This window comes from Corallococcus macrosporus DSM 14697 (assembly GCF_002305895.1).
In the GTDB taxonomy this organism is placed as follows: Bacteria; Myxococcota; Myxococcia; order Myxococcales; family Myxococcaceae; genus Myxococcus; species Myxococcus macrosporus.
This window is the reverse complement of sequence record NZ_CP022203.1, coordinates 288,924-307,972: the sequence shown is the minus strand read 5'-3', so window position 1 is coordinate 307,972 and position 19,049 is coordinate 288,924. Positions and strand designations below refer to the sequence as shown.

At 71.1% G+C, this 19,049-nt stretch carries 15 protein-coding genes; 9 read left to right on the top strand and 6 right to left on the bottom strand.

The features are described 5' to 3' along the window. Nucleotides 1–32: 32 nt before the first annotated feature. Together MYMAC_RS01300 and MYMAC_RS01295 are read left to right on the top strand one after the other, a co-directional pair. Nucleotides 33–3,776 (top strand): DUF6603 domain-containing protein, encoded by a 3,744-nt coding sequence (locus MYMAC_RS01300; protein ID WP_095956734.1) that lies wholly within the window; start codon nt 33–35, stop codon nt 3,774–3,776. Nucleotides 3,777–3,796: 20 nt separating this feature from the next. Beyond that, complete coding sequence (locus MYMAC_RS01295) at nt 3,797–5,692, top strand: hypothetical protein (protein ID WP_095956733.1); 1,896 nt, start codon at nt 3,797–3,799, stop codon at nt 5,690–5,692. Nucleotides 5,693–5,714: 22 nt separating this feature from the next. Here the strand turns inward: MYMAC_RS01295 and MYMAC_RS01290 are convergent, their stop codons facing one another. Then, complete coding sequence (locus MYMAC_RS01290; RefSeq protein WP_204817315.1) at nt 5,715–7,058, bottom strand: hypothetical protein; 1,344 nt, start codon at nt 7,056–7,058, stop codon at nt 5,715–5,717. 99 nt (nt 7,059–7,157) lie between these two features. Next, complete coding sequence (dnaN, locus tag MYMAC_RS01285; protein WP_013936585.1) at nt 7,158–8,264, bottom strand: DNA polymerase III subunit beta; 1,107 nt, start codon at nt 8,262–8,264, stop codon at nt 7,158–7,160. Between the two features lie 222 nt (nt 8,265–8,486). On the opposite strand from dnaN, the gene MYMAC_RS01280 reads away from it, so the two are divergent. Beyond that, nucleotides 8,487–8,981 (top strand): DUF6748 domain-containing protein, encoded by a 495-nt coding sequence (locus tag MYMAC_RS01280; protein ID WP_013936586.1) that lies wholly within the window; start codon nt 8,487–8,489, stop codon nt 8,979–8,981. A gap of 24 nt (nt 8,982–9,005) precedes the next feature. Here the strand turns inward: MYMAC_RS01280 and MYMAC_RS01275 are convergent, their stop codons facing one another. The 3 genes from MYMAC_RS01275 to MYMAC_RS01265 are packed head-to-tail and all read right to left on the bottom strand — an operon-like array spanning nt 9,006 to nt 10,887. Next, nucleotides 9,006–9,614 (bottom strand): peptidase, encoded by a 609-nt coding sequence (locus MYMAC_RS01275; RefSeq protein ID WP_095956731.1) that lies wholly within the window; start codon nt 9,612–9,614, stop codon nt 9,006–9,008. Next, nucleotides 9,614–10,405, bottom strand: coding sequence for an ActD-like protein (locus MYMAC_RS01270; RefSeq protein WP_095956730.1), 792 nt, complete (start codon nt 10,403–10,405; stop codon nt 9,614–9,616). Before MYMAC_RS01270 ends, MYMAC_RS01275 begins: the two co-directional genes overlap by 1 nt. Beyond that, nucleotides 10,402–10,887, bottom strand: coding sequence for an RNA polymerase sigma factor (locus MYMAC_RS01265; protein WP_043709618.1), 486 nt, complete (start codon nt 10,885–10,887; stop codon nt 10,402–10,404). The genes MYMAC_RS01270 and MYMAC_RS01265 overlap by 4 nt, the downstream gene beginning before the upstream one ends. Before the next feature lie 136 nt (nt 10,888–11,023). Between MYMAC_RS01265 and MYMAC_RS36565 the strand changes: the two genes are divergently transcribed. From MYMAC_RS36565 to MYMAC_RS01245, 5 genes are all read left to right on the top strand, one after another. Further along, nucleotides 11,024–11,245, top strand: a complete 222-nt coding sequence (locus MYMAC_RS36565; protein ID WP_157757421.1) for a hypothetical protein — start codon at nt 11,024–11,026, stop codon at nt 11,243–11,245. A 201-nt stretch (nt 11,246–11,446) separates the two neighbouring features. Then, nucleotides 11,447–12,109 (top strand): cobalamin B12-binding domain-containing protein, encoded by a 663-nt coding sequence (locus tag MYMAC_RS01260; protein WP_095956729.1) that lies wholly within the window; start codon nt 11,447–11,449, stop codon nt 12,107–12,109. A 7-nt stretch (nt 12,110–12,116) separates the two neighbouring features. Next, nucleotides 12,117–12,821, top strand: coding sequence for a hypothetical protein (locus tag MYMAC_RS01255; protein WP_095956728.1), 705 nt, complete (start codon nt 12,117–12,119; stop codon nt 12,819–12,821). Then, a complete protein-coding gene (locus tag MYMAC_RS01250) occupies nt 12,818–14,866 on the top strand; it encodes a hybrid sensor histidine kinase/response regulator (protein ID WP_095956727.1) in 2,049 nt (682 codons plus the stop codon). Before MYMAC_RS01255 ends, MYMAC_RS01250 begins: the two co-directional genes overlap by 4 nt. After that, a complete protein-coding gene (locus MYMAC_RS01245) occupies nt 14,859–16,385 on the top strand; it encodes a response regulator (protein WP_095956726.1) in 1,527 nt (508 codons plus the stop codon). The genes MYMAC_RS01250 and MYMAC_RS01245 overlap by 8 nt, the downstream gene beginning before the upstream one ends. 18 nt (nt 16,386–16,403) lie before the next feature. On the opposite strand, the gene MYMAC_RS01240 is transcribed toward MYMAC_RS01245, so the two are convergent. Next, nucleotides 16,404–16,772: a helix-turn-helix transcriptional regulator gene (locus tag MYMAC_RS01240; RefSeq protein WP_095956725.1), complete on the bottom strand. Its 369-nt coding sequence runs from the start codon at nt 16,770–16,772 to the stop codon at nt 16,404–16,406. 483 nt (nt 16,773–17,255) lie between these two features. On the opposite strand from MYMAC_RS01240, the gene MYMAC_RS38260 reads away from it, so the two are divergent. After that, nucleotides 17,256–18,887, top strand: coding sequence for a methyl-accepting chemotaxis protein (locus MYMAC_RS38260; RefSeq protein ID WP_095956724.1), 1,632 nt, complete (start codon nt 17,256–17,258; stop codon nt 18,885–18,887). The last annotated feature ends 162 nt before the right edge of the window (nt 18,888–19,049 follow it).

Sequence of the window (19,049 nt, the reverse complement as noted above, 5' to 3'; positions counted from 1 at the left end):
ACGCCTTCCCCAGAGTCCCTCCGAGACACGTCATGGCGACCTTCCAGATCAAGAGCCTCAAGGACCTCACGAAGAAGGAGGCCCTGGCGGCATTGCAGGGCGACGGCGTCGAGTTCCCCTTCACCACGAAGGACGGACCGACGACGCTCCTGCTGAAGGCGACGAAGCCCGATGAGGCCGGCACGCTGCCCGTGAGCGCGGACTGCACGGGCCTGACGCTCGCCCGCGTGGCGGACCTGGGCCAGCTCGTCACGGGCGTGGACTTCGACGTCCTGCGCGGCGTGCCCCTCTCCGATGCCCTGGGGCTCCAGCGCATCGCCCTGGTCATCGACACGAAGCAGCAGCAGCTCACCTCCCTGACGGTATCGCTGCAATCCCAGGCGCCCTGGGAGCTGGTCCCCGGCCTCTTCACCTTGAAGAAGCTGAACGCATCCTTCGAGCTCTCCTCGCCCTTCGACGCCAGCCGCAAGCTGTCCTGCACGCTCTCCGAGCTGCTCGACTTCAAGGGCCTGGCGTTGGACGGAAAGCAGCAGCTCCCCTCGCTGCGCGCCACCGCGGACCTGCCCGCCAACGAGACACCGGACCTGGGACAGCTCCTCGCCCGCGTGCTGCCGGACGCGCCGCTCTCCTCCCTGCCCACCCTCACGCTCGACACCTTGCACGTGGAGGCGGACCCCGCGTCCAAGAGCTACAGCCTCGAAGGGCACCTCAAGGGGAGCTGGTCCTTCCTCGACAAGGTCATCACCCTCAACGACTTGAAGCTGGACCTCTCCGGCACCGGGACGGACATGCCGGACGGCGGCATCCAGGCGGACCTCACGCTCGCCGGAGTCCCGCTGAAGGGCGCGGTGAGGCTCCCCCGAGGCGGGTCGAGCTGGCGCTTCACCGGACAGCCCGCGTCGTCTTCCTCCGGCTCCAGCAAGCCGAAGCTCGACGCGGACGCGCTCTTCCAGGAACTCTCCCATCTGTTCCAGACGCAGCTCCCCACGTTCCAGAAGCGCCTCGTCGTGGAGGCCCTCAAGACGGTGGCGGACCTGCGCCAGCCGCACACCGTCTCGCTCGCCTTCGGCGTGGACGGCGCGGGCACGCTCGCGTTCGACCTGAACCTCCAGCACGACCGCTTCGGCAAGACGGTGCTCTCCAGCTTCCAGGCCGCGGACAGCGCGTCGCGCGACCTCAAGGACCTGCTCGGCGGCGTCTCCCCGGACCTGGCCCAGGCCGTCCCCGCCGGCATGACGGTGCAGCTCACGGACGCGCACTTCGCCGCCGTCCAGCCCCAGGGCCCGTACAAGCTGCTCTTCGGCGTGGACCTGGGCGGCGGGCTGAACCTGGCGAAGCTGCCGCTTGTGGGCGGCTTCATCCCGGCCGGTCAGGAGGTCCGCCTGGCCTACCAGGTCCAGGCCGCCTCGCAGGCCTTCGACGAAGACGACATGAAGGCGCTGGCGGAGCTCTTCACCCAGCAGAAGGTGACGCTGCTGCCCTCCCCCGTGGCGCAGGGCCTGTCGTTCCACGGTACGCTCACCCTGGGCGACAAGAAGCTGTCACTGGACCTGCCCGTCAAGCTCGACAAGGACACCGGCCAGGTCGTCCCCGACGAGGGCGGCCCCAGCACCTTCGCCAGCACGGCGGGCGCCGTGAAGTGGTTCCAGACGCAGAAGGCCTTCGGCCCCATCCACATCGAACGCGTGGGCCTGAAGTACGCGGACAAGCAGGTCGAGGTCCTGCTGGACGCCTCCATGAGCGTCGCCGGCCTGTCGCTGGGGCTCTCGGGGATGGGCGTCAGCTCTCCCCTGACGGCGCTGAGCCCCACGTTCCACCTGGACGGGCTGAGCCTGGACTTCAGCCAGGGCCCGGTGGAGATCGGCGGCGCGCTGCTGCGCAAGGAAGTGACGGACAACGAAGGGACGTACGACACCTACAACGGCGCCGCCGCCGTGGCGCTGCGGCTCCAGGACACGTCCCTGGCGCTCCAGGCCATCGGCGCGTACGCCGACTACCACGGCGCCCCGTCCCTCTTCCTCTACGCCTCGCTCGAAGTTCCCCTGGGCGGGCCGCCCTTCCTGGAGGTGAAGGGCATCTCCGCGGGCTTCGGCTTCAACCGCTCGCTGACGATTCCGGCCGTCGACCAGATTGCCACCTTCCCCCTGGTGGAGCAGGTCATCAAGGGCGACCTGCCCGACGTCGGCAAGACGAAGGACCAGGCCGGTCTGCTGCTCCAGCAGCTCGACAGCCTGTCCACGTACATCCAGCCCCGCGCCGGCGCCGGCTTCATCGCGGTGGGGCTCAAGTTCAGCTCCTTCGAGATGCTGAACTGCTTCGCGCTGCTCACCGTGGAGCTGGGTGACCGCTTCGAGGTGGACCTGCTGGGCGTGGCGGACCTCGTCGTCCCCAAGGACGTGCCGGGTGAGAAGCGGGTGGACCCGCTGGCCGAGGTGCAGCTCCTGCTGGAGGCGCGCGTCGCGCCGGAGGAGGGCTTCGTCGGCGTCATCGCCGAGCTGGCGCCGTCCTCCTACGTGCTGTCGCGCGCGTGCCACCTGACGGGCGGCTTCGCGCTCTACACGTGGTTCGCTGGCGCCCATGCCGGGGACTTCGTCGTCACCCTGGGCGGCTACCACCCGCGCTTCCCGGTGCCGTCGCACTACCCGCAGGTGCCTCGCCTGGGCCTCAACTGGCGCATCGACGGCAACACGCTGCTCAAGGGCGACGGCTACTTCGCCCTGTGCTCACACGCGCTGATGGCCGGAGGCCACGCGGAGCTGAGCTACCACAAGGGCAGCGTCCACGCTTCCATCAAGGCGAACGTGGACTTCCTGATGTCGTGGAAGCCCTTCGCCTACGACCTCCAGCTCGGCCTGGACGTGCGCGCCAGCGTGGGCATCCTCGGTCCGGTGGATGTGAATGTGGACGTCCACCTCTGGGGCCCGGACTTCGGGGGCAAGGCGCGCATCCACGTCGTCTGCGTCCACATCACCGTCGCCTTCGGTGACTCCGCCTCCCGCGGGCCGCAGGCGCTCGACTGGAGCGGCTTCCAGCAGTCCTTCCTTCCACCCAAGGAGGAGGACCGCACCAGCATCACGCTGTCCAGCGGCCTGTCGCGGCAGGTGGACTTCGAGGGCCAGCCGCTGTGGGTGGTGAATCCGAAGCAGTTCGAGCTCGCCACCGGCGCGTTCTTCCCATCGAAGCAGGCCTTCGCGGGCTCGACCTCCCTCGACACGGACGGCGCGTTCCGCGACTTCGGCGTCCGCACCATGGCGGTGCCGGCGGACGACCTCCAGACGACCCAGCGCATCACCATCACGCGCGAAGAGGTCTCCGTGGAGGACGCGTTCCAGTTCGCGCCCCTCCAGAAGAAGGCCCCCGCGTCGCTCTGGGGAGCCCCCGACACCGTCCCGAACAAGCCGGACCAGCTCCGTCCCCCTCGCCCGGATGAGCCCCGCTTCACCGCCGACCCGAGCACCGGCAAGAACCCGCTGAGCGGCTACCGCATCCAGCCCACGAAGCCGCCCGCCGCGAGGGAGACGGCCGCCATCCCTACCCGGATGCTCCGCTATGAAACGGAGCAGGTGCCGGACGCCTATGCCTGGTCGGGCGTCCCCGCCTTCCAGCCCGGCGTGAACGGCGACGCCGAGAGCCGGACCGCCATCACCCAGACGCTGGCGTCGAACACGCGCAGAAATCAGCTCCTGGAAGCGCTCGGCTTCCAGCCGGACCGCGACGTCCAGCTCGACGCGAGCGGCGTCGCCCAGTCCTTCGTCATCGCCCCGCAGGTGCAGTGAGCCCCAGGAGAGAAAGCACCATGCCCCCGTCCCAGGTCGAATTCATCCAGTACCACCAGCCGGCGCTGGAGAGCGGCGTCTACCGCATCCGCGTCGAGCAGGACGTCTCCACCACCAGCGGGAAGATCCCCAAGACGACCTACTCCCGCGAGGCCGCCTTCGCCGTCGTGGGTGAGCGCTTCACGCCGCTCGCCGCGCAGGACGTGGCCGCCGTCTTCCCCGCGGAGGGCAGCCTCGGTGACCACCTGAACGTGCTGCCGCACATCTCCTTCACTCGCAGCACGCTGCCCTGGGAGCGGACGGCGGACACGCACAGCCGGGACGCGCCCTGGCTGGTGCTGCTCCTCCTGCGGGATTCGGACTTCGCCAGCGCCGACGAGGTGCCCAAGCTGCAAACGCTCACACTGGGCCAGCTCCAGGGCACGCCGCGCTTCCCCAAGCTCGAGCTCGAGCCCGGCCAGCAGGACACGGACTCCGTGCAGGTGATTGACGTGAAGAAGCGGCTGCTGGCGAGCCTCCTTCCTTCGAAGCAGGGCGTGAAGCTGCTCGCCCATGTGCGCCAGCCCAAGGACGACCAGGGGCACTCCGTGGGTCCGGAGGTCGCGACCCTCCTCTGCAACCGCCTCCCCCAGAATGGCGGCCGGAGCACGGCCTACCTCGTCTCCGTCGAGGACCGCTACGCGCGGGACGGCGACGGCTTCGACTTCCAGGGCGCGGGGGACGACGAGCCCATCCGCTTGGTGTGCCTGAAGCGCTGGAGCTTCTCGTGCGTGGGTGAGCAGCAGAGCTTCACCGCCTTGCTCAAGCACCTGGACCGGACGGGCGGGGGCACGCTGCGGCTGCCGGACAGCCCCAGCGCGGACGCCAACGCGCTGCTGGCCACCGGCCAGGTGCCGCTGCCCCACCTGATGCGCGAGGGCGACCGCACGGTGTCCTGGTACCACGGCCCCTTCCGGCCCGGCGCGCCCACGGACGCGCTGACGCTGCCCGTCCATGGCGCGGACGCCCTGGTGCGCTACAGCCGCGAGACGGGCATGTTCGACACGGCCTATGCCGCGGCGTGGGAGCTGGGGCGCATGCTCACGCTGCGGAACACGAGCGTGTCGCTGGCCCTGTTCAACTGGAAGCGCAGCCGCTCCCAGCACCAGATTCAGCAGGCCCAGGCGGCCCAGGCGCGCCACCTGCCACGGCTGGCCAAGCGCGTGAGCACGGACATGCCCGGCGCCGTCCAGACCTGGTTCGACGGCCTGGCGCGGCTCGAGGGCATCCCCTTCGACTACCTGGTGCCCGACGAGCGCATGCTCCCGGTGGAGTCCATCCGCTTCTTCCGGGTGGACCCGCTCTGGGTGCAGTGCCTCCAGGACGGCGCCTTCAGCATCGGCCGGGTGACGGACGCCCATCTGGAGCAGGACGCGGACAACCCCGCCGCCACGCCGGAGAAGCCGCTCAGCGGCCTGCTGTTGCGCTCGGCCGTGGTCTCCGGATGGCAGGGCTTGCGCGTGGATGCCTTCAGCAGCGTGGTGGATGACATTGGCGCGGATGGCCCCGCGGACAAGGCCCTGACGATGCTGCGCATGGAGCGGCTCTCCCCCAACGTGCTGCTGTGCCTCTTCGACGGCGTCGCCGAGACGGTGGACATCCACCTCAAGCCGGAGACGCTGCACTTCGGCGTGGACGTCCCCGACCAGACCCCCGCGGACAGCTACAAGCACCTGCGGAGCCTGAGCACGGGTGAAGAGCTGACGGACACGCTGCGCGTGCCGTGGCAGGCCGCGGAGCTGGGGGTGCTCGACATCCAGACGCTGGCTCGAGCCTTCCAGCAGAAGCTGGGCGCCTCCACCTTCACGTCGGCGCAGTTCGCGCTGGAGATGATGGAAGGCGTTCAGCGCGTGCGCTTCACCTGCCAGACGCGCTGACGCCGGCGCGCGGGCGTGTCACCTACCGCCCGCGCCACGCCGCCGCGCGGGCCGCGTGCACCAGCGCGGGCAGGTCCATCCCCTCCAGGCCCGCGTCGGCCCCCGCGTCCGCCGTGGGCACCCGCGCCCGCTCGGGCGAGAACAGGCGCGCGGGCGTCTGGCCCTGGCCGCGCAGGAGGATGAACAGCCGCAGCGTGTCCCTCAGCCGCGTCACGTCCTCGCCCTGTTCGCCCCGGGCCCGCTGCGCCGCGTTCCACAGTCGCGCCCACGCCGCCTCTTCGTCCCAGGTGCCCACGGGGCGCTCGCGCGACAGTGCCCCCAGCCGCGCGGCCAGCTCGAAGAGCCCGGCACGTCCCTCACCAAACGCCTCGCAAGCCGGGAGCCGCGCCTCCCCATCCAGGCCCAGCTGGGTGGCGCTCGCATGTCCCGCGGGCCAGCCTGCCCACGCATCGTCGCCCCCGAGCGCCTTCCCGGGGGGGGCCAGCCCAGGCGACTCGGGCACGGGCAAGCCCGTTCCGGCGCCAGGTGGCTCGAGGCGCCCCTCACGCGTCGCCAGCCACACCAGCAGCGCCGGCACCTCGGCGTCCGTGGGCACCACCGGCTCCAACCGCGCCTCCAGCACCGCCCGCAGCCGCGCCCACGCCACGCCCCGCCAGAAGGCCGCGTGCAGCAGCAGCTCCGGTCCACTCCGAGGCGCCCGCTGCGGCGCGCGCGAGACGCGGGCCTGCAGGAAGCCCTTCACCTGCCCCCGCGTGTCGAAGTGCTCCAGCCGCCGCCACAGCGCCGCCAGCGCGGTCTCCGCCAGCGGCAGGGCCCGCTGGAGCGCCTGGGCCTCCTCCACCGTGAAGGGCAGCACGCCCTGCGGCGCCGGCCGCTTGAAGACGTGTTCGAACACCTCCGCGGCGGCGCACGCGGCGCGCAGCTCCGGCAGGTTGCGCGGCAGCAGCTCCACCGCCCGCGCCCAGATGTGCCGCCCCAGCAGCGGGCCCGCCTCCAGCACCGTCTCTTCCAGCTTCAGCAGCGCCTCGCCCAGCGTCGCGGGCCGGCCCTCCTCGGGCAGCCGCTTGAAGGCCGCGCGCGCCACGGCGTCCCGCAGGCGCTCCACCTCGCGCATCAGCTTCACGGGCGCGGCGCGCTCCGGCCAGCCCTCCGCGGCGGCGCGGCGCTTCAGCGAGGCCAGGGTGGCGTCCACCTCCGGCTGCGTGCGCGCCACCTCCAGCAGCAGCTCGAACTGCGCGCGCACCCGCTCCTTCCAGAAGAAGGACGCCAGCATGCCGCGCAGGGCGCGGTAGCGCAGGCGCGTGGCCTCCAGGAGGTCCGCGCGGTCCTCCAGCCGGGCGCGCAGGTTGTCCGGGTGCGTGGCCATGCCCTCACCATAGGAAGGCACCGGCCGGGTGTCAGGCCCCCCCGGGGGCCCGTCGCGTCACGAGTGAACGGTGCGGGCCCGGAAGCGGGCCCGGCCACCTCACACGCGCATGGGCATCACGACGGCGGTGAAGCTCCGGTCGCCGGGGGCGTGGAGCACGCCCGGGCTGTGCTCGTCACCCAGCTCGAAGGAGACCTCGTCCGTCTCCGTCACGGCGAGCACGTCCATCAGGTAGCGCGCGTTGAAGCCGATGACGACGCCGTTGCCCCGGTAGGCCAGCTCCAGCACGTCCTTGGCCTCGCCCAGGTCCGGGTTGCTCGCGGTGATGACGAGCTGGTTCTCCTCCAGGCCGATGCGGACCGCGTTGCTCTTGTCCGCCGACAGCAGGGCGATGCGCTTGAGGCCCTCCAGCAGGCGCACCTTGGGCACCAGGACGACCTTCTCCCCTTCCTTGGGGATGACGCGCTGGTACTCCGGGAACTGCCCGTCGATGAGGCGCATCACCATGGTGAGGCCCGGCTTCTTGAACAGCGCCGAGTTCTCCGCGAAGCCCAGGTGGCACTCCGCGTCCGGCGCCTCGTCCAGCAGGCGCTTGAGCTCCATCAAGCCCTTGCGGGGGATGATGACGCCGCTCTTGAGCTTGAAGTCACCCGGCAGCTCGCGCTCCACCAGCGCCAGCCGGTGACCGTCGGTGGCCACCATGCGGACCTTGCCGGTGGACTGGGGCTCGAAGAAGACGCCGTTGAGGATGTAGCGCGTCTCATCCGTGGAGATGGCGAACTGCGTCTTCTTGATCATCTCCAGCAGCGTGTTGCCCCCCACCTGCACCAGGGGCGCGTTCTCCTCCTTGGGCAGCTTGGGGTACTCCTCGGCCGCCATGCCCACGATCTTGAAGTGGGCGGAGCCGCTGGAGATGTCCACGTAGTTGTTGGCCAGCTTCTTCAGCGTGACCTGCGCGTCCGGGAGGTTCTGGACGATGTCGAAGACGTACTTGGCGCTCAGCGTGACGGCGCCCGTCTTGATGACCTCCGCCGGGTGCTCCGACACGACGCCGATGTCCAGGTCGAACGCGGTGACGGTGATGCCGCCCTTGTTCGCGTTGACGAGCACGTTCGCCAGGATGGGCATCGTCGTCTTGCGCTCCACGATGCCCTGGGCGCGGTAGAGGGCCTTCTTCAGCTCGTCGGCGGCGATGCGGAATTCCATCGGAGGGCGTCCTTACAGGTCTCGGCCCGGAAGGCCGATCATGCAGGCCGGATGTAGCCCCTGCACTCCAGTCCGTCAACGAACCCGGAGCACCTCCGCGCCATCAATGTCCGCGCCCTGGCGCCCCTGCAAATGACCGCCAGTCACCAATTCCCCCAGCGGACTGGCCCCGCGCGGCGAGCCGGAGCACACTGGCGCCTCTTTCCTCCCCTGGAGCCCCTCATGAACAGCCGCTCGCTGGTGGTCGCCGCCCTGGTCCTTGGCTTCGCCTCGGGGTGTAGCAAGCCGCCCGCCGCCACGGCCTCGCCGCCGACGAGCGAGAATGGAACCCCCTCCACGGCGCCGGCCCCCCAGGCCGCGCCCCAGGACAGTGAGAACGGAACGCCGACCATGACCCCACCGCCCACCAACGATTCCGAGTCCAAGCCGGGTGAGAGCGCCGTCTACATCGTCAAGGACAGCGGCGTGCGCTGCTTCGCCCCGCCCTGCCCCACCTACAACGCCTTCCCCGTGGACAAGCCGGACGCGGAGCCCATCCCGGTGCACGAGCTGGAGCTGTCCGCGGTGACGAAGGGCTCGGACGAGCAGACAGAGGCGTTGATCCGCAAGACGCTGGACGGCCAGGGCCTGCGGGTGCAGGGCACCCTGGAGACGCGGCCCAACGCGGGCCCCGCGGGCGCGGCCACCGTCCTGCGCGCCAGCAAGGTGGAGAACTGACGTCTCCCTCCCGGGTGGGTCTCGCTAGATGTGGAGGCCCACCTGGATGCCGGGCCAGTGCTGGAGGCGTTGATCCGGCTCCGGGTTGCTCTCCCGGAAGGGCAGCCGGGTGATGGCGTCGAAGTCCGACTCCCCCCAGGCGAACCACGCGTTGTAGGTGGGCCCGGCGAACACGGCCAGGCGCGACATGAGCTGGAAGCCCAGCATCAGCCGGGCCTGCCCCAGCACGTTGCCGCCGTCGCCCTCCAGCGGGTTGCGCACCGGCTGCACGGCGCCGCCCGTCACGTCCAGGTCCACCCAGAGCCGGCGAGCGAGCGTCAGGTGTCCGCCCACGCCCGCCGCGAAGCTGAAGCGCGCGTCACGCCCCGGCTCCAGGCCCGCCATCAGCGTGAAGTAGACGGGCCCGCCGCCCAGCTTCACGCCCATGTTGGAGACCTGGATGTCGCTCACCCAGAACTCCATGTGCGTGGACCCCCGGCGCAGCCCTCGCGAGGACGGCTCGGGGAGGTCGTCCCCCGCCTGCTGGGCGAAGGCGCCCTGCCCGCCCATCAGCGAGAGACGCGGCGCGTACCGGGAGTCGGCGGAGGCCGCCCCCGCCCACAGCCCGAACGCGAGGAGCGCAAAGGATTTCATCACTCCTGCTTTTCCAGCGTGAGGGACACCTGCGTCAAGTTCCCGGGCAGGACGAGAGGGGCCGAGGAAGCGTCGGGTTTTCCAGACAGGGCCTGGGCGGCGGCCAGCACCACCGCCACGTCGAAGGGGGCGTGAGCGGAGACGAAGATGAAGCGCTCGAAGTAGGGCGCGTCATCCAGCTCATAGGCCCGGGGGAGCGCGTGCGTCCCCGACGGCGCCAGGGGCATGGCCTGGGCCCCCTCTTCCGGGGCGTGCAGCGTGACGGCGCCGTTGCCATCCAGGGAGACGATGACGCCGTACTCCCGGCCCGCGGCGACGTAGCCCACCTGCACCACGTCACCCGCGGCGGCGGCGGCGCCGTCGGCCAGGCGCTCCGGCCGGGCGGCGGCGGCCTGCCGGTGGACGACGAGCCGAGGGGCGAGCCCCTTGATGCGCGTCACCTCCGGGCCGTTGCCCGGGGCGACCCCGGTCTCCACCTGCCCGGAGGGACGGAGCACCACGAAGAGGGCCGCCACGGCCAGCGCCGGCACCAGGCCCCACGCGGGCGACCGGCGGAAGAAAGGGCGGGCCGCGTCCGGCCGGGCCGCGCGGGCCTCCACCTCGCGGGCCACCCGCGCCGGGGGCAGCGTCTCCAGCGTGGCGCGCGAATCGGCCTCCAGGGCGGCGAGCCGGGCCAGGCCGTCGGGCTCCTCGGCCAGCCGGGCGCGGGCGGCGGCCAGCTCTCCGGGCGGCAGCTCACCCAGGGCGATGCGTTCCAGCAACCAATCCGGGGTCCGGTGGGGGGATGTCATGCGGCCTCCAGCTCCAGCTCTTGCAACACGGCGGACAGCGCGCGCAGGCGCTTGCGCACGCCCGACACGGACAGGCCCACCTCGCGGGCCGTCTCCTCCAGCGTCATCCCATCCACCAGGTGCAGCACCGCGATGTCCTGACTGGAGGCGGGCACCCGGCCGAAGAGGCGGTCCAGCAGGCCGCGCGCGGCGGCGCGGGACTCGGTGTCCTCGGCCGACGCGATCTGCAGCACCAGCTCATCCTCCCGGTCCTCGGGGCGCCGCTTCGCCCCGCGCAGCTTGTTGAGACACACCGTGGTGGCGATGCGGTGCAGCAGGCTGGAGGGCGCGGCGTCCTTCAACGCGCCCTGGTAGCGGAGCAACTGGACGAACACGTCGTGCATGGCGTCCACGGCCTTCTCCTCGTCACGCAGGAGGAAGCGGCAGCGCCGGAGCACCTGGGGGCCGTAACGCCGGTAGTAGGCCTCCACATCGATAGACACCGGTCTCACGCCTCCCTCGCTTGCCGCGCCCAGGGGAACACCGCGGAGCCCGGGAACTGTCACCGGGCTTTTTTCAATACCGGTCCCGCAGTGCGTCTTCCACGGACAACCCCTGGATTTGCCACAGGAGCGCACCATGCCACGTCCCCCCAAGAGCCCGAGGCCCGCCGTCGCCTGCCTGCGTTGCGACATCCCCATGACGCCTGCGTCCATGGGCGCCCTCAGGATGGCGCTCACACCTCCCGGTCGTTCCAAGCTGCGCTCCGGCTTGAGTGCCTCCCTGTACGTGTGTCCCCGCTGCGGACGCGTGGAGCTGCAGGCGGATGACCCCGCCGCCTTCGCCCTGGATGCTTCATGAGTGAATCGCGGGGGCCCGCCCCTTGTACCCAGGTACAATGCCGCGCCATGAATCGGTAAAAGCTACAAGCAAGCAGGCACACGGGCGCGTGAAGGAAGGCGTGGTCACTGTCAGGTTGGCGATGAAATCGGGGCGCGTTCGCTGTAACTGAGAAACGCAACCCCGCTACCTTCCCCCCTTCGCCCCCTCTCGCTGCCGCCCGTGCTGACCTCCAATGACTCCGCCCTGACCGGGCTGCTGAACGCGTATCTGGCCGCGCAGCTCGCCGGCAACCGGCGGGAGGCGCTGCGGCTGCTGGTGGATGAAGGCGTGCTGCGAGGCGTCCCCCTCCAGACGCTGCACCTGGAGGTCATCCAGCCCGCGCAGTACGAAATCGGCCGGCTGTGGCAGGAGAACATCATCTCCGTGGCCCAGGAGCACCTGGCGACCGCCGTCTCCCAGCTCGCGCTCGCCCACCTGTACCGGCACCTGCCCAGGGACCCGTTCAACGGCAAGGTCGTGCTCGTCTCCTGCGTCCAGGGGGAGCTGCACGAGGTCGGCGCGCGCATGGCCAGCGACTTCCTGGAGATGGCCGGCTTCGACGTGCGCTTCCTGGGCGCCAACGTTCCGCCGGAGCACCTGGCGCGGATGACGAAGGAGATCCGCCCGGACCTGGTCGCCCTCTCCGTGACGATGACGTACCACCTGCCCGCGCTCCGCGAGGCCGTGGCGCACGTGCGCCAGGCCTGCCCCGACGTTCCCATCGCCGTGGGCGGCCTGGCCTTCTCCTGGGCACCTGGCCTGGAAGACGAGCTGGGCGTGAACTTCTTCGGCAAGGACGCGCGCGAGTTCGTCGCGTCCGCCTGCCGGGTCCTGGGAGTCTGAGAACCGCATGCAGAGCGTGAGCAAGAGCGTGGAAGCGCGGGCGGACCGGCTGGCCATCGCCTCACAGGAGGCGCTCTACCAGGACCCCTTCTGGGCCGCCCGGTACGGCCTGGAGCGGGCGCAGCGCTTCGGGGACGAGGACGCGCGCTTCCACGTCCGCTACCTGGTGCAGGCCCTGGACGAGCAGCGCCCCTCCGTCCTGGAGGGCTACGCGCGCTGGCTGCGCACCCTGCTGGTGTCGCGCGGCATGTGCTCGCGGCACCTGGACCGGCACTTCGCAGGGCTGGCCGCCGCCCTGGAGGCGGAAGGCTGGGGCCCGGGGAGCCAGCCCCAGGACTACGTGAGCGCCGCGCGCCGCGCCCTTCGCTACCTGGAAGGCCCGGCCCACCTGCTGGAAGAGGCGGCGCCCGAGCTCGCCCGCGCCGCCACGGCCCGCCTCACGCTCTACATCATCCCCGAGGACCAGCCCCGCCTGGAGGAGGAGCTCCAGTTGCAGCTCTCCTATGTGGCGGACGCGCTCGCCGCCGGGAAGCCCGACCTGCTGGGCGACCATGTGCGTTGGTACGCCGGCTTCTGGCCCAGGCGCGGTTTTGGCCTCCTGGCATTTCCCAGTGTGCTGGGCATGTTGAAGTCCGTGCTGGGCTCACGTCACCCCGAAGCACGGACACTCCTCGCGGAAGCAGGGGTGTCCTGGGAGGAGACCCGTTCATGAGGCAACCCGCCTCCGCCGAGCCGCCGTTCTTCGACGACCTCAGCCGGGAGGTCGCCCTGGCCTGCGACGCGGGAGGCACCCTCACCTGGGTGGACGCGCGCGCCCGGAACCTCCTGGCCGCCGAGCCCGGGCAGCCCCTGCGCGGCCTGGCTGCCCAGGGCACCGAGGAGAAGGTGGACCGGCTGCTGGTCCAGGCCCGCGACGAGAAGGTGGAGGGCTGGGAGCTCATCCTCTGCCGGGACCACGTGCCCTCGACCTTCGCCTTCCGCGCCCGGCCCCATGACGGGGGTGTGCTGCTGGTGGGCAGCCTGGTGCCGGAGGACTACGGCACCGCGCTGGAGCGGGTGAGCACCACCCTGAGCGAGCTGTCCGCGCTCCACCGCGAGACGGAGCGCCAGCAGCGCGAGCTCAAGCGCCGCGCGGAGGAGCTGGCCCGGCTCAACGGCGAGCTGGAGGAGTCCAACCGCGGCGTGCGCAGCCTGCACGCCGCCCTGGACGAGAAGGCCGAAAGCCTCCAGCTCGCCGCGGAAATCAAGAGCCGCGTGGTGGCCAACGTCAGCCACGAGTTCCGCACCCCGCTGCACTCCATCCTCGGCCTGTCCAAGGTGCTGCTCAACCCCATCAACGGGCCCTTGAGCGGCGAGCAGGAGAAGCAGGTCCAGTTCATCCGCAACTCCGCGGAGGCGCTCTTCGAGCTGGTGAATGATTTGCTGGACCTCTCCAAGATGGAGGCCGGCAAGACGACGCTGCGCCACAGCCGCTTCGTGGTGCGCGACGTGCTCAGCGCGCTGCGCGGCATGATGAAGCCGCTCCTGCCGCCCGGCTCGCCGGTGGAGCTGCGGCTGGTGGAGCCGGACGCGCCGCTGGAGCTGGAGACGGACGAGTCCCGCCTGAGCCAGGTGCTGCGCAACCTGGTGTCCAACGCGCTGAAGTTCACCGAGTCCGGCCACGTCACCGTGTCCGCGGCGCCCGGCCCCCGGGACACGGTCATCTTCACCGTGCAGGACACGGGCATTGGCATCGCGCCGGAGCACCACGAGCGCATCTTCGAGGAGTTCTCCCAGGTGGAGAGCCCCCTGCAACGCAAGGCGAAGGGCACCGGCCTGGGCCTGCCGCTGGCACGCCGCCTGGCGGAGGTGCTGGGCGGCACGCTCACCGTGAAGAGCACGCTGGGCCAGGGCGCCGCCTTCACCGTCACCATCCCGCGCGTCCACATGGAGGTCGCGGAGATGACGGGCATGACGGAGCGCAGCGAGCACCTGGACCCCAGCCGGGCCCCGGTGCTGGTGCTGGAGGACGACCGGCAGACGCTCTTCCTCTACGAGAAGTACCTGGCGCGCTCCGGCTTCCAGGTGCTGCCGGTGCGCAGCACGGACGAGGCGCGGCGCGTGCTGGAGCGCGTGCGCCCCGCCGCCATGGTGCTGGACGTCATGCTGGAGGGCGAGACGAGCTGGGGCTTCCTGGCGGACATGAAGAACAACGAGGCCACCCGCGACATCCCCATCCTCGTGGTGACGGTGACGGACCGCGAGCAGAAGGCCCGCGCGCTGGGCGCCGACGAGTTCTGGCTCAAGCCGGTGGACGAGGTGCGGCTGCAACGCAAGCTGCAGGCCATGGCCCGCACCGGTCCGGTGGAGCGCATCCTCATCATCGATGACGACGACGTGCACCGCTACCTGCTCAAGCAGCTCCTCAAGGACATGCCCTACGTCCTGCAGGAGGCCGCCGGTGGCAAGGACGGCGTCCGGCTGGCGCGGGAGCAGTCCCCGCACCTCATCTTCCTGGACTTCGTGCTGCCGGACATCACCGCCTTCGACGTGCTGGATGAGTTGAAGGCGGACCCGCGCACGCGCGACGTGCCCGTCATCCTCCACACCTCGCACGAGCTGAAGGAGGACGAGCGCACGCGCCTGGCGAAGGAGACGGCCGCCATCCTGGCCAAGCACACGCTGAGCCGCGAGGTGGCCATCACCCGCATCCGGGACGCCCTGTCCAAGGCCGGCCTGGGCTCCCAGGCCCTGACGGAAGGGAGCCGCCGTGGTTGAACCCCGTCTGGCCACCGTCCTCAACGTCAACGACGACGACGCCAACCGCTACCTCGTCAACCGCATCCTGGCGCTCGCGGGCTACAACGTGCTGGAGGCGGCCACCGGCATGGGCGCGCTGCTGATGGCGCAGCAGCACCACCCGGACGTCGTCATCCTGGACGTGAAGCTGCCGGACATCAGCGGCTACGAGGTCTGCGAGCGCCTGCGCGCCGACCCCAACACCGCCTCCATGGCGGTGCTGCACACCTCCGCCACCTTCGTCACGTCCGACAAGAAGGTGCGCGGCCTGGAGGGCGGCGCGGACGCCTACCTCACCCAGCCCTTCGAGGGCGCCGAGCTCGTCGCCACGGTGAAGTCGCTCCTGCGCCTGCGCCACGCGGAGCAGGTGGCGCGCCACCGCGCCAACGAGCTGGCGGAGATGGACCGCCGCAAGGACGAGTTCCTGGCCATGCTCGGACACGAGCTGCGCAACCCGCTGGCCGCCATCATGACGGCCATTGGCATCCTGGAGCGCCGGCCCGCCAGCGATGACAAGGAAGCGCGCATGCGCGGCATCATCCAGCGCCAGACGAACCACCTGGCGCGGCTGGTGGATGACCTGCTGGACGTCAGCCGCATCACCCGCGACAGGGTGGAGCTGCGCCCCGGCCGCGTGGACCTGATTCCCGTGCTGCGGCAGGTGCTGCAGGTCCTGCAGCCCATGGCGGACGCGCGCGGGCTGGGCCTGGAGGTCACCCTGCCCCCAGGCCCGCTGTGGCTGCACGCGGACGCCACGCGGCTGGAGCAGGTCTTCACCAACCTGCTCGACAACGCCATCAAGTACACCGACGCCGGCGGCGTCCGCCTGGACGTGGCGCAGGAGGGCGTGGACGGCTCGGCCCGGGCGGTGGTGCGGGTGAAGGACACCGGCATCGGCATCCCGCTGGGGGTGCTGCCGCGCATCTTCGAGCTGTTCGCCCAGGCGGACACGTCCCTGGAGCGCACGCGCGGCGGCCTGGGCATTGGCCTGACGCTGGTGCGCAAGCTCGTCCAGCTCCACGGCGGCGAGGTGCTGGCGCACAGTGACGGCCCGGGCACGGGCAGTGAGTTCGTGGTGAAGCTGCCCCTGGACCACGCGGTGGGCGCCCCCGCGCCCGCGCGCCAGGTGGCGGACCTCCGCCGCGGCCGGCGCGTCCTGCTGGTGGAGGACAACGCGGACGCGCGTCAGGCCATGAGGGATTTGCTGGAGCTGTGGGGCCACCAGGTGGCGGTGGCGCCGGACGGCCTGCAGGGCGTGGCGCTCGCGGTGTCGCAGCCGCCGGAGCTGGCGCTGGTGGACATCGGCCTGCCGGGACTGGACGGCTACCGCGTGGCGGAGGCGCTGCGCGCCCGGGTGGGCAACGGCATCCGGCTGGTGGCGATGACAGGCTATGGCGGCCCCGAGGGACGGGACCAGGCGCTGCGCTCGGGCTTCGACCGCCACCTCGTCAAGCCCGTGAAGCCTGACGAGTTGGACCGGATCCTCTCCGAGCTGTGAGGGATTGAGGGCGGGGTTTCAGCGGCGGTTGAGCGCGTTGGCCACCAGCCCCAGCAGCTTCACCTTCGCGGGCTCCAGCGGGCGCACGGTGCGCAGCAGGCGCCGCACCTCGGGGCGCTCCTGCGGCGCGGTGGGCGGCTCGCCGGGACGCGAGCCCCCGTTGGCGCCGTTCGCGGACAGCCCCAGGAGCTCGTCCGCGGAGACGTGCAGTTCGTGGCACAGCTTCAGCAGCGTCTGCACGCTGGGCAGCATCCCGCCGCGCTCCAGGCGCCCGTAGACCTCGGTGGCCACATCGATACGCTCGGCCACGTCCGCCTGGGTGAGCTCCAGACGGGTGCGAGCGACGCGCGCGGCAGCTCCGATGGTGGTTGCGAGTTTCTTGTCCATGCCTTACCGACCCGAAACGTTTGGCCGCTGGCATAGGACGTATGGGGGCAGACAGACAGAACTTGCCGGGTCAGTCTCCAATTGTTCACCCATAGGGTTGCTGTGCACGAGGTGGACTCGCGGGGTCCGTTCACGACGCGCGCACGCGGCCTTTCCTCGACGGAGAATGGCGGCGGACAGGCCCATGCGGGGTGCTCCATCACGCGAAGCCCCCTGGGCCCCCGGAGAACCTGTCACGTTGTGCGGCGAAGTTCCTACGGTTCCGTCGAGTCCTGCACGCCAACCCGCCCTCTAGGGTTGGTTCATGTTTTCAGCGTGCGCGTAAGGGCTTCACATGGAGCCATATCTATCTGGAAATACAGGGTTTGGTGCGACATGGAAGACCTCACCGGGTGTGTGAACCTGTGGGGGAGTGATACCGGGGGTGCTTCCAGACTCAGGTGAACGAGCGGCGCGAAGGTCCGGCGGATACGCTGGGGGCCGATGGCGGTCAGCCGGAATTTGCTGGTGAAGCTGTGCGTGGCGATGAGCGTGGTGGCGCTGCCGCTGCTCGTCGTCATCCTGGGGTTCGTGCTGCCACAGTTGCGGGAGCAGCTTCGCGAGGACCGCGTCCTGGGATTGAAGCAGGCGGTGGAGACGGCCTACGGCGTGCTGGAGGCGTACGAGGCCCGGGAGCGGGCGGGCACGCTGACGCGGCAGGAGGCGCAAGCGCAGGCGGCGGCGCTGCTGGAGCGGCTGCGCTACTCCCAGGTGGAGTATTTCTGGGTCAATGATTTGGACACCCGGCTCGTCATGCATCCGCACCTGCCGGACATGCTGGGCAAGGACCTGAAGGGCTACCGCGACGTGCGCGGCAAGCCGGTGTTCGTGGACATCGTCACGCTGGCGCGGGAGCAGGGCGAGGGCGCGGTGTCCTACGAGGCCACGCGGCCGGGCTCGCCGGAGGCCATCCCGAAGGAGAGCTACGTGAAGCTCTTCGCGCCCTGGGGCTGGGTGCTGGGCACGGGCGTGTACGTGGAGGACATCGAGCGCGAGGTGGCGGCGGTGCGCCAGCGCATCCTCCTGGCGGTGGGGGGCGCGCTGGTGCTGGCGTTGGCGGCGGGCATCTACGTGTCGCGGCGGGTGGTGCGGCCGGTGCGGGCGCTGGCGCAGGCGGCGCACCGGGTGGCGCGGGGAGATTTGGACGCGCGGGTGGAGGTGCGCTCGTCGGACGAGGTGGGCCAGCTCGCGGCGGCCTTCAACACCATGGTGGCGGGGCTGCACGAGGTGGTGGCGGCGCTGGTGGACGCGGCGGGGGCCACGGCGGCGGACGCCGAGCGCATCCGCGCCTCCGCGGACGCGCTGTCGGTGACGACACGCGAGCAGTCGGACTCGCTCCAGCGCGCGGCGCAGACGGTGCAGGCGATGAGCGAGCAGGTGTCCCAGGGCGCGGAGGCGGCCCGCGCGGCGGCGCGCACGGCGGCGGCCAACGGCCAAGTGGCGCGCGAGGGTGGCGCGGCGGTGGGACAGGCGCTGCGGAAGATGGCGGAAATCGTGGAGGTGGTGGAGGGCGCGGCGCGGACGGTGGAGCGGCTCCAGGCGTCGGGCAAGGCGACGATGGAGATGCTGCGGCTCATCCAGCAGGTGGCGGAGGAGACGCAGCTCCTGGCGGTGAACACCGCGATTGAAGCGGCGCGCGCCGGGCAGCACGGCAAGGGCTTCGCGGTGGTGGCCGGCGAGGTGCGCAAGCTGGCGAACCGGACGCGGGACGCGGCGGGGCAGGTGCAGACGCTGCTGAGCCGGAACGAGTCGGACACGCGGGCGGCGGCGGAGCTGATGCGCCAGGGCACCCGGGCGGTGCACGAAGGGTTGGACTTGTCCTCCACGGCGGGCGACGCGCTGTCGCGGCTGCTCGCTGGGGTGAATGAGATTGGCGGGAAGGTGGAGCGGATGGCGGAGGAGAACACGCGCCAGTCCGCGTCGGGGGAGCGCATCGCGGAGAGCATCCAGGCGCTGTCGGTGCGCTCGACGGAGTCGGTGGCCGGCGTGCGGCAGATTGCCCGCTCCGTGGAGGACCTGCGCGCGCGGGCCTCGAAGCTCCAGGAGCTGGCCGCGCGCTTCACGGCGCGGGGGTGAGCCGCGCGCCTCCCGGCAGCATGATTCGCACGGGGGTCCCCACCCCGGGCTGGCGCTCCAGCACCCGCGCGCCACCGTGGCGACTTCGTCGCGCAGCGCATCTGAGCCGCGCTCTCAGATTCAGGTCGCGCCGTGAGCAGCGAGCAGCCCCCAGCAGCCTGA